We start from the raw sequence: 15349 nt of genomic DNA, 5'->3' as shown, positions 1-15349 counted from the left end.
AATTAAACATGAAAAACATAAAATATTTATCGCTATTATTTGGTCTTATTGCTTTTATAGGCTGTAACGAACCAGAAGATGTACTTAAAGACACAAATATTGAACCCGAAAAAGTTGTAGAATTACCAGCGCTGGTTTCTGGTTCTGCAGATTTTTCAACTTACGTTTCAGTCGGAAATTCTTTAACTGCCGGATTTACCGACAATGCCTTATTCAAAGCCTCTCAGGGAAATTCATTTCCAAATATTTTAGCTCAAAAATTTGAAATGTTAGGTGGCGGAAGTTTTAGCCAACCTTTAATGAACGACAATTTTGGTGGATTAATAGTAGGAGGTAATATAATTATTAACCCCGTAACAGGCGAACAACTTTTCAAACCAAGATTAGTGACTACGGGCGGCGCTCCTAAAGACTTATCAGATGTTATTGGACCAATTACACCTACAACAGATTTTGCATTAAATAATCCTACAGGTCCGTTTAATAATATGGGCGTTCCTGGTGCTAGAAGTTTTCATATGATTGCTCCTGGTTATGGAAATATTGCAAATTTTCCTGCGGCTGCAAACCCTTATTTTGTAAGGATGACAGGCGCAACACCAAATGCAAGCATGTTAGAATTAGCCATGGCTCAATCACCAACATTCTTTACACTTTGGGCTGGAAATAATGATGTATTAGGATATGCTACTTCAGGTGGCGATGGTTCAAGCCCTATTTCTGATAAACCAACTTTCGACTTTGCGATTTCTACTTTAATAACAACTTTAACATCTGGAGGAGCAAAAGGTGTAGTTGCTAATATTCCTTATGTAACGGATATTCCTCATTTTACTACAGTGGCTTATAACTCTTTAGATCCAAATGATGAAGACACAGGCGAAGAATTTAAAGCTCAAGTCCCACTATTGAATACTGTTTATGGTGCCATAAATCAAGTATTTGCGGTATTAGACCCTTCTCGTACCATAGTATTCTCTGAAACAGAAGCCAGTGGCGTTGTTATTTATGACGAAACATTAGCCGATTTATCTGCTCAAATTACTGGCGCTTTGGGAGCTAGTCCTGCATTCCCTGTCTTTGTACAATCTCTTGGATTACCGGCGGAAGCTGCCCCGTTAGTTGCCTTATTATTAGGAAATGCTTACGGTCAAGCAAGACAAGCTAACGAAAATGATTTAATAGTATTATCTAGTGCATCAGTTATAGGCGAAGTGAATAATTTTTCATATCAAGCACTTTTGAATTATGGTTTATCACCTGCGTTGGCAGCTCAGTTTTCAGTGGAAGGAATCACGTTACCTTTAATTGACAAATGGGTTTTATTACCTAGCGAACAAGCTGAAATTAAAGCGGCAACCGATGAATTTAATGCAACTATTGAAGCTGCTGCAAATAGTGCTGGATTAGCGTTTGTTGATGCTAATGCATTATTAACAGAATTGGCAACAACTGGAATTGCTTCTGACAATTTCATTCTAACCGCTAACCTGGTAACAGGTGGTGCTTTTTCTTTAGACGGAGTTCATTTAACCTCTAGAGGGTATGCCATGGCTGCCAATGAATTTATGAAAGCTATTGATGCTACTTATGGTTCTAATTTTGAAGCTTCAGGTAATTTAGTTGACGTTGGAACTTATCCAACAAACTTTTCACCATTATTACAATAAAATAATAATAAAAATTATATTCTAAAAACACCTTCAAATTGAAGGTGTTTTTTTATTTAAAAAAGCTTTGTAAACAACTTTTATTTTAAATTAAAAAATATATCTTTGCAGCGCGAAAACAAAACATGGTTTTTGCATAATTAAATCGCATAATATTAAACACATAAGTAATGTCTAAAGTTACAGGTAAAGTTGCACAAATAGTAGGACCGGTTATTGATGTTGAATTCGCTGCTGGCTCAGAACTTCCAAAAATTTACGATTCATTAGAAATTAAAAGACCAGATGGTTCTATTTTAGTACTAGAAGTACAATCTCATATTGGAGAAGATACTGTTCGTACTATTGCGATGGACTCTTCAGATGGTTTAAGTAGAGGAACTGAAGTTACTGCAACTGGTGCTCCTATACAAATGCCAATTGGTGATGATGTTTACGGACGTTTATTTAATGTGATTGGTGATGCTATTGATGGTCTTGGAGATTTACCTAAAGCAGGAGATGCTGGGTTACCAATACACCGTCAAGCTCCTAAATTTGAAGATTTATCAACTTCTACTGAAGTTTTATTTACAGGTATTAAAGTAATCGACTTAATTGAGCCTTATGCTAAAGGTGGTAAAATTGGTTTATTTGGTGGTGCTGGTGTAGGTAAAACAGTATTAATTCAAGAGTTGATTAACAATATTGCAAAAGGTCACGGTGGTTTATCAGTATTTGCTGGTGTAGGTGAAAGAACTCGTGAAGGAAATGACCTTTTAAGAGAGATGTTAGAATCTGGAATTATCCGTTATGGTGATGATTTTATGCACTCTATGGAAGATGGCGGATGGGATTTATCAAAAGTAGATAAATCTAAAATGAAAGAATCAAAAGCAACGTTTGTATTCGGACAAATGAATGAGCCTCCTGGAGCTCGTGCTCGTGTAGCATTATCAGGATTAACTATTGCTGAGTATTTCCGTGATGGTGCTGGTGAAGGACAAGGGAAAGACGTACTTTTCTTCGTAGATAACATCTTCCGTTTTACACAAGCTGGTTCTGAGGTATCTGCATTACTTGGTCGTATGCCTTCTGCGGTAGGTTACCAACCAACTTTAGCAACAGAGATGGGTGCGATGCAAGAGCGTATTACTTCAACAAAAAGAGGTTCTATTACATCTGTACAAGCGGTTTACGTACCTGCGGATGATTTAACAGACCCTGCGCCTGCTACAACCTTTGCTCACTTAGATGCAACAACAGTACTTTCAAGAAAAATTGCAGAGCTAGGTATTTATCCTGCGGTAGATCCTTTAGATTCTACTTCAAGAATTTTAACTGCTGATATTTTGGGTGCAGACCACTACGATTGTGCACAAAGAGTAAAAGAGTTATTACAACGTTATAAAGAATTACAAGATATTATTGCCATCTTAGGTATGGAAGAATTATCTGAAGAAGATAAAATGGCTGTTGGTAGAGCAAGACGTGTACAACGTTTCTTATCTCAACCTTTCCACGTAGCTGAGCAATTTACTGGGATTCCTGGTGTATTAGTTGATATTAAGGAAACTATTAAAGGATTTAACATGATTATGGATGGTGAATTAGATCACTTACCAGAAGCAGCGTTTAACCTTAAAGGTACCATTGAAGAAGCTATTGAAGCTGGAGAGAAAATGTTAGCTGAGGCGTAATTCAATTGATTATTATCAATTGACAATAATCAATTTTCAATTATAAAAATTATGTATTTAGAAATTGTATCACCTGAAGCAACTTTATTTAGCGGAGAAGTAACTAGTGTTGCTGTTCCTGGTGTAAATGGAGACTTTGAAATGTTAAACAATCACGCACCAATAGTATCTATACTTAAGGAAGGCTTTGTGAAAATTTTAGGTGATATTGAATTAAACGAAGAGGTTCAAGATAAATTTACTAAAGGTGATAATGGTAGAACATTATTAAAAATAAATTCTGGAACTCTTGAAATGAAAGATAATAAGATTATTGTTCTAGCTGATTAAGTTTCAGTTTTAAAATATTTAAAAAAAACGCGAAGTAATTACTTCGCGTTTTTTTATGCTATTTTTTTATGGATTCTAATTCAATCTTTAATTCTTGAAACATATTCATGATACTGCTTAACTTCAGTTCATCGGCATCATATTCTTGGGTGTTGATGCAGCAGGTAAACTCCCATAGCTCAATAACATCCTCAATTTTAACATCAAATGGTTGATACATTTTATTATCAGAATGCAACTCCAAACTGTTTTTCTCTTCTATTTTATTATAAACACGCTTGTATACCAAACCATCACTTTTTGTTAAAACAACATAGGTTCTACCATTTTTTACATCGTTTACATTATCAACAAACTTCGCTACAATAAAGGAGCCATCTTTAACAGGAAGCATAGAATCGCCACTTATAGGAAATGCTCTGTGCGTACCTGTTGGTAAAAAAGGGAGTTTTATTTTTTGAAGCTGCTCAATATATTCAGGATCTGCATACCCTTGTAAATAACCTGCCGATGCTTTTGCGGGTATAATTTCTATTAAATCTTCATTAGCTTCATTAACTGTAATAGGAAACAATACACGCTTATTCCCTACTTCTATAAACGAGGTGTCTTTAGCGCCCCGTAAATCGTTTTTCACTAAAATATCTATAGGAATATCAAAGTAACTAGAAAGCTCTATTAAACGGTCTATTGGTGGTTCTGAACGCCCTTCTTCATACGACCCAACCATCGAGCGTGTCCACTTTAATTCTTCAGCAAAACGCTCTTGCGAAAACTTCTTAAGACTTCGTAAGTGTTTTATGTTAGATTGGATATGCTTCATTATAAAAATAAATTTTAACATTATTTGCTACAAATATAAGCAACAAAAACTACAAATAGTAGCTAATTTTGTTAATCCTATGTATTTAAATTGTCACACCTATTATAGTTTGCGTTACGGCACCATTGCCCCAAGGCAATTACTTGCTATAGCCTCTGCAAATGGGGCTAATACATTAGCATTAACCGACATTAATAACACATCGGCCAGTTTAGATTTTGTGCGACTTTCTGAAAAATATGAAATTAAACCTGTAGTTGGTGTCGATTTTAGAAATGGTGCACAGCAACAATTTGTGTTATTAGCAAAAAACAACAACGGGTTTCAAAACATCAACAGCTATCTGTCTACATTTTTACACGATAGTCATTTAAAAATCCCTGAAAAAGCACCTCAGCTTGATGACACTTTTGTTATTTATCCGTATAAAAATCAAAACGATTATACACTTAAAGACAACGAGTTTTTAGGCATTAAACCTAAAGACCTCAACGCTCTTAAATTTTCAAAATGGAATAAATTACAACATAAACTGGTGGTTTTAAAAACGGTTTCTTTTCAAAATAAAAAAGGATTTAACACCCACCGATTATTGCGTGCTATTGATAACAACACCTTATTAAGTAAACTTTCTAAAACAGAAGAAGGCGACCCCAACGATATGATGTTGCCATATAATGAGTTATGTGAAACCTATGAAGAATTTCCGCAACTTATTAAAAACACACAATCTGTTTTAGAAAATTGCCAAATTGAATTCGATTTTTCGCAAGAAGTACCTAACAACCAAAAATCGTATACCGAAAATGAAGATTCAGATTATACGCTACTTAAAAAATTAACTTACGAAGGCTTACCGTATCGCTATAAAAACCCTGATGATGTGATTTATAATCGCATTAAAAAAGAACTTGAAATTATTAAAGAAAAAGGGTTTGTATCGTACTTTCTTATTAATTGGCGCATTTTAGAATATGCCCGAAGCAAGGGCTATTTCTACGTTGGTCGTGGTAGTGGCGCCAATAGTATTGTGGCTTATTTACTTCGCATTACCGATGTAGACCCCATAGAGCTCGATTTGTATTTTGAACGTTTTATAAATCTGTATCGTAAAAATCCACCCGATTTTGATATTGATTTTTCGTGGACAGACCGCGACGATATTACCAAATTTATTTTCAAAACCTTTAAAAACACCGCACTATTAACGGTTTACAACACCTTTAAGTTTAGAGCTTCAGTGCGCGAATTAGGAAAAGTTTTTGGATTACCTAAATCTGAAATGGATATACTTACTCGAGGTAAATATCAAATCAATCAGCTTGATAAATTATCGCAATTGGTTATTAAATACAGCGAATACATTCAAGGGTTTCCAAACTATTTAGGTATTCATTCTAGCGGTATTATTATTTCAGAAAAACCCATTCATTTTTACACAGCCACTTTTTTGCCCCCAAAAAACTTTCCTACCACACATTTTGATATGGTTGTTGCCGAAGATATCGGGTTGTATAAATTCGATATCTTAAGCCAACGTGGGTTAGGAAAAATTAAAGATACCGTTGAGATTATAGCCTATAATCATCCTAAAAAAAAGCCAGTTGATATTCACGATATTAAACGATTTAAAGCAGACGAAAACATTAAACACCTGCTGCGAAATGCCAAAGCTATTGGTTGCTTTTATGTAGAGTCTCCCGCCATGCGTATGCTACTTAAAAAACTACGCGTTGATACATATTTAGGTTTGGTGGCAGCCAGTTCTATTATTCGTCCTGGTGTTGCAAAATCTGGAATGATGCGCGAGTATATTTTACGCTACCGTTATCCTGAACGCATTAAAGAAGCGCACCCTGTTTTATTAAAAATTATGCCCGAAACATATGGCGTTATGGTGTATCAAGAAGATGTTATTAAAGTTGCGCATATTTTTGGCGGATTAACTTTAGGTGAAGCCGATAAACTACGTAGAGGGATGTCGGGCAAGTTTCGATCGCGCGACGAATTTTTACAAGTAAAGCAACTCTTTTTTGATAATTGCAAACAAAAAGGAGAGCCCGAAACAATAACCGAAGATGTATGGCGCCAAATTGAAAGCTTTGCTGGCTATGCCTTTGCAAAAGGACACTCCGCCTCTTATGCTGTAGAAAGCTACCAAAGTCTGTTTTTAAAAGCCTATTATCCTTTGGAGTATATGGTCGCTACCATTAATAATTTTGGTGGTTTTTATAGAACCGAACTTTATGTACAAGAAGCCAGAATGCATGGTGGTATTATTGAAGCACCATGTATAAACCACAGCTTCAATATGGCTATTATTAAAGGAAAAACCATTTATTTAGGTTTTATGTTCTTGCATGCTTTAGAAGCAAAAACCATTGCTAAAATTATTGAAGAACGCAGAGGTAACGGCCTTTTTAAAAGTCTAGATGATTTTATTGAACGCGTCCCTATTTCTATAGAACAAATTTCAATACTCCTAAAAATTAATGCATTTAGGTTTACAGAAATTAATAAACGAGAATTGCTTTGGGAAGCACATCTTAAAATTAGCAAAACAGTTATTCAAGAGCATGTAATAACCTTGTTTAAAACCGAGCGTATAAATTACAAAACACCAAGATTATCTAGCACCGATTTAGAAAACGCTTTTGATGAAATGGAGTTGTTAGGTTTTCCATTATGCAATCCGTTTCATTTATTGCAAACCCCAACATCAAACCCCATGCGAGCAGAACATTTAATCCATTTGCAAAATAAAACCATTACTATTGAAGGCTATTTGGTAGCCACAAAAAACACCCGAACTTCCAACGGAAAAAGCATGCACTTTGGTACGTTTTTAGACTACGATGGTAATTTTATTGATACCGTTCACTTTCCGCCTGTGGCAGCAAAATACCCGTTTCGCGGAAAAGGTATTTACAGCATTACAGGAAAAATAATGGTAGAATTTGATTGTGTGACTATTGAAGTTTCGGCTATGGAACGTTCTGCGATTATTGAAGACCCGCGTTATGCTGTAAACTCTTTAAACAGCACTTTTCAGAATAAAAAAAGTTTTGCAGACCATAAAGCAAATCAACTGTCTCCTATGTCTCCAAAAATAATGAGGCGTACTCCAGAAACATTGTAATAGATTTTAAGATATGAGTTACGAGCGTTCTATTGTTCATATGGATTTAGACACCTTTTTTGTGTCCTGCGAGCGTTTGCTTGATAGCCGCCTTAATGGAAAACCGGTGCTTATTGGCGGTACTTCTGATAGAGGTGTTGTAGCCTCGTGTAGTTATGAAGCACGACGCTTTGGTATACATTCTGCAATGCCTATGCGTTTAGCAAAACAGCTGTGTCCGGAAGCGATAATACTTAGAGGTAATTCTGGTGTTTATACCAAGTTTTCGCAAAATGTTACCGAAGTTATTAAAGAAGCTGTACCCTTATATGAAAAAACATCGGTTGATGAATTTTACATAGACCTTACCGGTATGGATAAGTTTTTTGGTTGCCATAAACTGGCTTCAGAATTACGCCAACGTATTATAAAAGAAACTGGTTTACCCATTTCGTTTGGGTTGTCTGTTAACAAAACCGTTTCAAAAATAGCCACTGGCGAAGCAAAACCTAATAACGAAATACGTATTCTTTCGGGCACTGAAAAACCTTTTTTAGCACCACTTTCCGTAAAAAAAATACCTATGGTTGGCAATGTTACTTACAAAGCCTTGTGCGATTTAGGTGTAAAACGCATTAAAACCGTGCAAGAAATGCCCATGGAACTCATGCATCGTGTACTTGGTCAAAATGGTTTAAGCATTTGGAAAAAGGCAAACGGCATCGATAATAGTCCTGTGGTTCAATACCACGAACGCAAATCTATTTCAACAGAGCGTACCTTTAATAAAGACACTACCGATGTTGCCAAATTAAAAGGCATTATTATAGCTATGGCCGAAAATTTAGCCTACCAATTGCGTCGAGGTAACAAATTAACCGCTTGTGTTACCTTTAAAATTAGATATTCTGATTTTCAAACGTATACACAACAACAACGCATTCCGTATAGCGCTATGGATCATACCATTATTCCTGTGGTATTAGATTTATACAGAAAACTGTACAACCGTCGTTTATTGGTACGACTTATTGGTGTGAAATTTAGCCATTTGGTTGAAGGCGGACATCAAATTAATTTATTTGAAGACAATGAAAAACAACTGCACTTAAGTGAAGCTATAGATAAAATGCGCGAACGTTATGGCGATAGGGCAGTAATAAATGCGGCAGGAATGGAAGCCAAAAGCATTAGTAGATGGAATCCTTTTACAGGCGAACCGCCGCCACTTTTGGCGAATAGGAGGCAGTAACTTTCTATTTTTAAAGTTTTAACAAGATCACTTCCCATAGTTGATTATTAGATGTGTAATTTTTTAAAACTTCAAAACCAACCGCTTTATGCGCATTGGAAGACCGTGTATTTTTAGTATCAACTTCTGTAATAATAGCATCAAAATCATCTTTTAGCTGGTTTGCCATATAATAATACAACCCCCTAAAAACCCCATGGCCTCTAAAGTTTTTATCTACACATATTTGCCCCATTGCTATATAGTTTTTATACAAGTCTTTTTCTTGTAATACCTCATCAATTTCATGGAACATAGGTGCTAACAAAGGAATGTCATTTTTAAAATCTTGCAGCATCGATAGAGCATATCCAACAACTTCACCTTCGTGTTTGACAATACAATGTGCACAAGCATCATTCATTTTTTTGAGCATCTCAAAACTATGCTTTAAAGTAACAAATCCTTCTTCCAGCCTTTCTTTAGTCGATAAAACAGTTCTTAAGTTTCGTTCTTGAAGTTTTACAATTTGATGCAACTCTTCATCAGTTGCAGCTCGAGAGTATATTATGTTCATTTTTACCATAATTTAAATGATAAATAACAGGCAAAGTATTGAAATTAAAAAGACAATGATATTAACTAGAAAATTTTAGTGTTTTTTATAATGGTATTCCCAACGCGCTTATATTTAACCAACTTTCCATTAGCACAAAATGTATATAATCCTTTTGATTTTTGCTCTGAAACTGTTAGTAGTAAAACTTCCTCCAGAGTACAGTTGTTATCTTTTGCTACTTTCTTTTTAATATGATTAATTGTAGCACGACCTTTTTTTAATTGTTGTTGTATTTTTTGATCTAACTTAGGCTCAACAAAATCATCAGTTAATTTACATTCTGAACTTTTACTAACTTGCGATTGTACTTCAACGGGCAAATTATTTACAGCAGGAGCTTCAGCATCAATATACTCCCAAGTAAAATCGGCTTTTAATAATACACGTCTACCGTCTTCAGTTTTTACAATGTGGTTGTTTTGTGCAAAACTAATTGCTGATATTAAGAATAATAGAATGAAGAAATACGTTTTCATATTAAAAAGTAAAGTGACGTCAGAATCAAAAATACAATTTTAATCCTCTACATACTCTAAAATATCTGCTGGCTGACAATCCAATGCTTTGCAGATAGCCTCTAACGTTGAAAACCGAACCGCCTTAGCTTTTCCAGATTTTAAGATAGAAAGGTTAGCCGTTGTTATACCAATAATTTCAGCTAGTTCTTTGCTTTTCATTTGCCGCTTAGCAAGCATGACATCAAGATTTACGATTATTGACATACTTAAATGGTTAATTCGTTTTCTTTTTCAGTGTCTTTAGCGCGTTTAAAAATTTCAGCAAGAATAAAAAATGCTAAACCTACTGGAATTAAAAAGGTAAACTCCGCTTTGAGCTCGTTAAAAAAGTTAAAAGTAGATTTACCAATTGCCGCCAAAAGAAATCTTAAAATCAAAACATTAACAGTATACCAAATAAAGATATTTCCAATCTTTTTAAAATATTTAATATTCTTATCGCTGAAATAGTTTCCATTTTCGATTTCTTTAAGAATAGATAAAAAATAAGAAAACCCATAAAGAAGATAGCCCCTCCAAAAAAACAACCCAGCACTAATGGCGTAATAACTCCATTGAATCGCGTTTTTTGAAGTAAACCAAGACTCTTTCTTATTTGCCGTTTTTGCCCAATTTTGAAATTCTTTAAATTGATTAAAATCAAATTCTCTCATATCATTGAGCAACACCGAAACTGAGGCTAATAATATGCCCCAAGTGATAATGATTAATATGTTGGTATTGTCTTTCATTTGTATAAATTTTATCGTTTTTAATAGATCAGATGTAATTCGCCATTAAACATCTCTTTAGCATCAAGAATTACTCAGACCCCTATCATTATTATATAGTTAGGTCATTCTCAGATTGGATTTCGATACCACATTTAAAAACAAACGCAATAATAAATATTATTCCAGCCATAAATAAATACTCTTGTATAGGCCAATGCAATCGAGTAACAGCATCTTTACTTATTAGCCAAGTGTTATAAATATTTGCTACGAAGGCTACAACACCTATACTAAAGGCAACATGGCTAATTTTAGATATGAGGTTAGCAACGTTTAAGCTAAATGGTTTATTCAAGTTAATTTTTAAAAATATTCTAACCACTAAATAAAAGAGATATGCCTTTATCATTGATATTAAAATAATAAGTATTACAAAAACACTATAGTGGCTCTTAGAAAAATTAAATAGTTCTATGAAGTCCAACCCTTGATATAAATCTGTTGAAACCACGTTGTTCACAACTAAGCTAACTAAAAACACTATTAACATTGCTCCAGATTTAATACATAAACCAATAAAAATGATCCAAGATAAAACCTTCATTGTTTTTAAGATTTGTTTTGTTTTCATAATAAATTATCGTTTAACAATAACAAATATACAAAAATTATCGAAAAACAATAATTTATTAATAAAAAAATAAATTAGTCTACAAGCCATAATAACTATATTTACTAAAATTATTTTTTAACTATGACAGATACCTTCACTACGATTGCAAGATTTCAATATTCAAGTGAAGCACAAATTATAAAAGGGCGATTAGAGGCTGAAGGAATTCAAGTTTTTCTTTCAGATAATTTAACTATTGATACCGATCCGTTGGTTAGCAATGCCATTGGTGGTGTGAAACTTAAAGTTTTGACACATCAAGCTTCAGAAGCACAAGACATTTTAAAATCCATAGAAAAATATTCTGTTGATGATGACGGTAATACTATTATTTGCCCAAATTGTAATAGCGAAAAAATAGAACTATTTTCAACTATAAAAAATGCTAAATCATTTTTTGCATTTGTTTTTGCGCTTGTTTTAAACGTCTTTGTAAATGTACTTCCACTTTACGAGAAACACAGATACAAATGTGAAGATTGTAATGCTGAATTTGATATGGGTAAACACTGAATATAAAAATATCCTAATTATAAACTGAATACACAGATTGATACGCTTTCTTTAACTTCTTTATTACACGTTCAATTTCTTCCTCATTTAAATGCCCAAAGCCAAAACGAATGGCGCAGGTATTTTTATCTTGATATAATGATGTATTTGGAATAAATAAATCTTCCTTTTCGGCTGCTTCGGCTAATTTTACTAATGAAATTTCAGATTGAAATTGCAACCAAAGAGCTAAACCACCAGATGGTGTTTTCCAGCTTAAAATATCCTTAAAATTACTTTCTAAACACTTACATAAATAATCGCGCCGTTGCTTATAAGTGATAATGTTTTTTTTCATAAGACGATATATTTCACCTTCAGAAATTAACTCAGTAAGCATTTGTTCTTGAATAACATCACCTTGCTTATCTAATAGTTGTAGATAATTTTTAGCTTCAGAAATCAAATTTTCTGGTGCCACAACAAAACCTGTTTGAAAACTTGGAAATAATGACTGACCAAATTTTCCTAGATAAATAACTACTCCGCTAGCATCGGCTGTTGCCATTGGTAATATGGCAGATCCTTCAAACTGAAAATCGTAATCGTAATCGTCTTCAATAATAGCAAATTGATAGGCTTTTGCTAATTCTAACAATTGCAATCGTCTTTCTGCTCGTAACGTCGTAGTTGTTGGATATTGCCTATGTGCACAAACATACACACAGCGAATACTTCCTTTAACAAAATGAGTTTTTATATAATTTACATCTATGCCATCGGCATCAATAGGAATGGTTTTTATCGTTGCCCCTGCTTGTTGAAAAATCATATTAGAGGCATAATTACTTAAACTTCCCACTAAAACCACATCATTTTGTTTTATTAAAAGCCTTGAAACAATGTACAAACTCATTTCGGTACTTCTTGTACTAATTAAATTCTCAGGTTTTATATGAAATCCTCTGGTGGCGTTTAAGTAATTACAAAGTTGAATCTCAAATAAAGAATAACTGGATTGATTAGGCTGGTTCCATTTATTAATTAATGTTTTTCGTTTCATAACGGCACTATACCATCTAGAAAATTGATAAACAGGATGCAGTCGTAAATCTGGACTACCATCATTAATACTATGCTTAGCTTCTGTTATTTGCGAAGTTGAAGCCAAATTAAAGGAAGGTTGAAATGGAAACCCTGTTATTTTTGAATATTGATAAACAGCATCTAACTTCTGTGTGCCAGCTTTTATAGTTGCAGTTGTTTGCTCTGGCACTAATACGAACGTACCCTTATTTGGTATAATTTCTACCCAACCTTGTGAGGCAAGCTCATCGTAAACAGCAACTACAGTATTTCTATGAATTTTTAAAATCTGACTTAAAACTCGCGTTCCTGGTAAAACCGAACCTTTAGAAATATAACCACGTTGAATAGCATTTATAATTTGTTGAGCAATTTGTAGATATACAGGTTGTATGTTCGATTTATCAAAATCTACTAATTGTTTAAGAAGCACACCAACCGGACTATTCATTGTTTTAAAACTGGACTATTAAACTCGTCCGGAAAGTTACGACTTTTGCAGCGTTTTAAACAAGCTCATATTATGAAAAGAAAATTATCTATTATTTCGTTAATATTTTTATTCACATTAACTGCTCAAGCACAAGTAGAACCTATAAAAACAGATTCTTTACAAGAAATTATTATTACTTCAACTAGAATAAATTTGCCTTTTAAAGAAAATTCTAGAACGATTGATATTATAACTTCGGAAGATATAAAAAATAGTGCTTCTACAAATGTTGCCGACTTATTACAACAAGTTGCTGGAGTTGATATTCGTCGTCGTGGAACAGCTGGAAGTCAAGCTGATTTATATATTAGAGGTGGTAGTTTCGACCAAACATTACTACTTATTGACGGTATAAAAATGGACGATGCTCAAACCGGGCACCACACCATGAATGCCGCATTACCGCTTGAAGTTATCGAACGCATTGAAATTATTAAAGGGCCTGCTGCTCGTGTTTTTGGACAAAATGCATTTAGTGGCGCCATTAATATTGTTACTAAAAAAGAATTAAGCAACTCTATATCGGTTAAAGCAGAAACAGGATCTTTTGGACAATTAAACGGAGGCGTAACCATCGGTTCGAGCTTAGAAAATTCATCACATATTGTGCATGTTGATAAAATGTCTTCCGCAGGTTATCGTCATAACACCGATTTCGACAACAGTAATTATTTTGTGAAAAGTGTATTTAATAAAAATAAAAAAGCTGTTGAAATGATTGCCACGTTCCAAGAGCGCAAGTTTGGTGCCAACGGTTTTTATGCCAGAGCAAGTGCCACCGAACAATATGAAGAAACTCAAAACAGTTTGATTGGGTTTTCTACACAATTTAACACCGAAAAACTAACCATCGCACCGCGTATTTACTGGAAAAGAAACCAAGATAAATATGTATACCTTAGAAACGACCCAACGGTTTACAGAAATTTGCATATTACTAATAAAATTGGTGCAGAAGTGAATGCCAACTATAAATCGAAAGCAGGAACTACTGGGTTTGGTATCGATATGTCTAAAATTTATATTAGAAGTAATAATCTAGGAGACCGAAATAGATTTATGACGACGCTTTTTTTAGAACATGAGTTTAAGGCATTTAATGATAATCTAGATATTACTCCTGGTGTTGCAGTTACCTATTTTTCAGATTTCGATTTTTATGCATTTCCTGGAATTGATATTGGTTTAAAAATTACCGACCAGTTAAAAGCTTACGGAAATATTGGTTACACGTATAGAATACCAACTTATACCGATTTGTATTATAACGATTCAAGTACCATTGGAAACCCAGATTTAGAAGTAGAAGAAGCTTTTGCTCAAGAAATTGGAATTAAATTTTTCTCACCAAAGTTTACAGGTTCATTAGCATTATTTAATAGAGATGCTCAAAATTTGATTGATTATATTCGCCCAAACACCACAGAAACCATCTATACAGCTACAAATATTGCAGAAGTAAATACTAAAGGATTTGAAGTTGATGTGGCTTATCATTTTAAATGGAGTGGTTTCAACCAAACACTGGCTGTAGGATATAATTTTTTAGATGATGACATTTTAGATCAGAATAAAGACTTATCTCGATATTCATTAAATACACTAAAGCATCAATTTACCACGCGTTTAAGTACACAATTATTTAAAAATGTAAGTCAGAATATAATTTATAAACATGCTGAACGTACTACTGGAGACAGCTATAATGTTTGGGATGCATCCTTAGCACTTCAATTAAAACAAATTGAATTCACTATAACAGCAAGTAATATCTTTGATGCCGATTATATTGAAGCCGGATTTGTACCAATGCCACCAAGCAATGTGCTTTTTGGATTGCGATATAATTTTAATTAACCAAAAAATACATAATAAATTTAGATTTGCTAACGTTTTCATAACTT

Annotated in this window: 14 protein-coding genes; 7 read left to right on the top strand and 7 right to left on the bottom strand. The window is 33.9% G+C overall.

The features are described 5' to 3' along the window. The first annotated feature begins 8 nt into the window (after positions 1 to 8). From O5O44_RS02395 to O5O44_RS02385, 3 genes are all read left to right on the top strand, one after another. Entirely contained in the window at positions 9 to 1670 is a 1662-nt protein-coding gene (locus tag O5O44_RS02395; RefSeq protein WP_035106536.1) for an SGNH/GDSL hydrolase family protein, read from the top strand. A gap of 170 nt (positions 1671 to 1840) precedes the next feature. Continuing rightward, positions 1841 to 3349: a F0F1 ATP synthase subunit beta gene (gene atpD / locus O5O44_RS02390; RefSeq protein WP_019388464.1), complete on the top strand. Its 1509-nt coding sequence runs from the start codon at positions 1841 to 1843 to the stop codon at positions 3347 to 3349. Between the two features lie 51 nt (positions 3350 to 3400). Then, complete coding sequence (locus O5O44_RS02385) at positions 3401 to 3679, top strand: F0F1 ATP synthase subunit delta/epsilon (RefSeq protein ID WP_019388463.1); 279 nt, start codon at positions 3401 to 3403, stop codon at positions 3677 to 3679. Between the two features lie 58 nt (positions 3680 to 3737). Here O5O44_RS02385 and O5O44_RS02380 read toward each other — a convergent pair whose 3' ends face one another. Continuing rightward, complete coding sequence (locus O5O44_RS02380) at positions 3738 to 4502, bottom strand: XRE family transcriptional regulator (RefSeq protein ID WP_289195589.1); 765 nt, start codon at positions 4500 to 4502, stop codon at positions 3738 to 3740. Positions 4503 to 4581: 79 nt separating this feature from the next. On the opposite strand from O5O44_RS02380, the gene O5O44_RS02375 reads away from it, so the two are divergent. Then, a complete protein-coding gene (locus O5O44_RS02375) occupies positions 4582 to 7641 on the top strand; it encodes a DNA polymerase III subunit alpha (protein WP_289195588.1) in 3060 nt (1019 codons plus the stop codon). Between the two features lie 13 nt (positions 7642 to 7654). Continuing rightward, complete coding sequence (gene dinB, locus O5O44_RS02370) at positions 7655 to 8872, top strand: DNA polymerase IV (protein WP_289195587.1); 1218 nt, start codon at positions 7655 to 7657, stop codon at positions 8870 to 8872. Positions 8873 to 8882: 10 nt separating this feature from the next. Here dinB and O5O44_RS02365 read toward each other — a convergent pair whose 3' ends face one another. The 5 genes from O5O44_RS02365 to O5O44_RS02345 form a co-directional block, all read right to left on the bottom strand. Beyond that, positions 8883 to 9428, bottom strand: a complete 546-nt coding sequence (locus O5O44_RS02365; RefSeq protein ID WP_289195586.1) for a GNAT family N-acetyltransferase — start codon at positions 9426 to 9428, stop codon at positions 8883 to 8885. A gap of 65 nt (positions 9429 to 9493) precedes the next feature. After that, positions 9494 to 9946, bottom strand: coding sequence for a DUF3157 family protein (locus tag O5O44_RS02360; RefSeq protein WP_289195585.1), 453 nt, complete (start codon positions 9944 to 9946; stop codon positions 9494 to 9496). Between the two features lie 39 nt (positions 9947 to 9985). Beyond that, positions 9986 to 10192 carry a helix-turn-helix domain-containing protein gene (locus O5O44_RS02355; RefSeq protein WP_289195584.1) on the bottom strand — a complete coding sequence of 69 codons (207 nt, stop codon included), beginning with the start codon at positions 10190 to 10192 and terminating at the stop codon, positions 9986 to 9988. A gap of 2 nt (positions 10193 to 10194) precedes the next feature. Continuing rightward, on the bottom strand, positions 10195 to 10719 hold the full coding sequence (locus O5O44_RS02350) for a DUF2975 domain-containing protein (protein WP_289195583.1): 525 nt from the start codon (positions 10717 to 10719) through the stop codon (positions 10195 to 10197). 91 nt (positions 10720 to 10810) lie between these two features. After that, positions 10811 to 11332 (bottom strand): DUF2975 domain-containing protein, encoded by a 522-nt coding sequence (locus O5O44_RS02345; RefSeq protein ID WP_289195582.1) that lies wholly within the window; start codon positions 11330 to 11332, stop codon positions 10811 to 10813. A gap of 123 nt (positions 11333 to 11455) precedes the next feature. On the opposite strand from O5O44_RS02345, the gene O5O44_RS02340 reads away from it, so the two are divergent. Continuing rightward, complete coding sequence (locus O5O44_RS02340) at positions 11456 to 11887, top strand: putative signal transducing protein (RefSeq protein WP_289195581.1); 432 nt, start codon at positions 11456 to 11458, stop codon at positions 11885 to 11887. A 13-nt stretch (positions 11888 to 11900) separates the two neighbouring features. Here O5O44_RS02340 and O5O44_RS02335 read toward each other — a convergent pair whose 3' ends face one another. Next, the gene (locus tag O5O44_RS02335) at positions 11901 to 13403 is read right to left on the bottom strand and encodes an aminotransferase-like domain-containing protein (RefSeq protein ID WP_289195580.1); all 1503 of its coding nucleotides are present in this window, start codon (positions 13401 to 13403) and stop codon (positions 11901 to 11903) included. 72 nt (positions 13404 to 13475) lie between these two features. Between O5O44_RS02335 and O5O44_RS02330 the strand changes: the two genes are divergently transcribed. Then, the gene (locus O5O44_RS02330; protein WP_289195579.1) at positions 13476 to 15302 is read left to right on the top strand and encodes a TonB-dependent receptor plug domain-containing protein; all 1827 of its coding nucleotides are present in this window, start codon (positions 13476 to 13478) and stop codon (positions 15300 to 15302) included. Positions 15303 to 15349 lie beyond the last annotated feature (47 nt).

The sequence above is a fragment of the Algibacter luteus genome (genome assembly GCF_030344935.1).
GTDB classification, from domain to species: domain Bacteria; phylum Bacteroidota; class Bacteroidia; order Flavobacteriales; family Flavobacteriaceae; genus Arenitalea; species Arenitalea lutea.
The sequence above is the reverse complement of the archived record's forward strand: the minus strand, read 5'-3'. Positions and strand labels throughout refer to the sequence as shown.

Bases quoted from the DNA above. Each gene is read 5' to 3' on its own strand.
- O5O44_RS02395 (WP_035106536.1), top strand. From the start codon at position 9: ATGAAAAACATAAAATATTTATCGCTATTATTTGGTCTTATTGCTTTT.
- atpD (WP_019388464.1), top strand. From the start codon at position 1,841: ATGTCTAAAGTTACAGGTAAAGTTGCACAAATAGTAGGACCGGTTATT.
- O5O44_RS02385 (WP_019388463.1), top strand. From the start codon at position 3,401: ATGTATTTAGAAATTGTATCACCTGAAGCAACTTTATTTAGCGGAGAA.
- O5O44_RS02380 (WP_289195589.1), bottom strand. From the start codon at position 4,502: ATGAAGCATATCCAATCTAACATAAAACACTTACGAAGTCTTAAGAAG.
- O5O44_RS02375 (WP_289195588.1), top strand. From the start codon at position 4,582: ATGTATTTAAATTGTCACACCTATTATAGTTTGCGTTACGGCACCATT.
- dinB (WP_289195587.1), top strand. From the start codon at position 7,655: ATGAGTTACGAGCGTTCTATTGTTCATATGGATTTAGACACCTTTTTT.
- O5O44_RS02365 (WP_289195586.1), bottom strand. From the start codon at position 9,428: ATGAACATAATATACTCTCGAGCTGCAACTGATGAAGAGTTGCATCAA.
- O5O44_RS02360 (WP_289195585.1), bottom strand. From the start codon at position 9,946: ATGAAAACGTATTTCTTCATTCTATTATTCTTAATATCAGCAATTAGT.
- O5O44_RS02355 (WP_289195584.1), bottom strand. From the start codon at position 10,192: ATGTCAATAATCGTAAATCTTGATGTCATGCTTGCTAAGCGGCAAATG.
- O5O44_RS02350 (WP_289195583.1), bottom strand. From the start codon at position 10,719: ATGAAAGACAATACCAACATATTAATCATTATCACTTGGGGCATATTA.
- O5O44_RS02345 (WP_289195582.1), bottom strand. From the start codon at position 11,332: ATGAAAACAAAACAAATCTTAAAAACAATGAAGGTTTTATCTTGGATC.
- O5O44_RS02340 (WP_289195581.1), top strand. From the start codon at position 11,456: ATGACAGATACCTTCACTACGATTGCAAGATTTCAATATTCAAGTGAA.
- O5O44_RS02335 (WP_289195580.1), bottom strand. From the start codon at position 13,403: ATGAATAGTCCGGTTGGTGTGCTTCTTAAACAATTAGTAGATTTTGAT.
- O5O44_RS02330 (WP_289195579.1), top strand. From the start codon at position 13,476: ATGAAAAGAAAATTATCTATTATTTCGTTAATATTTTTATTCACATTA.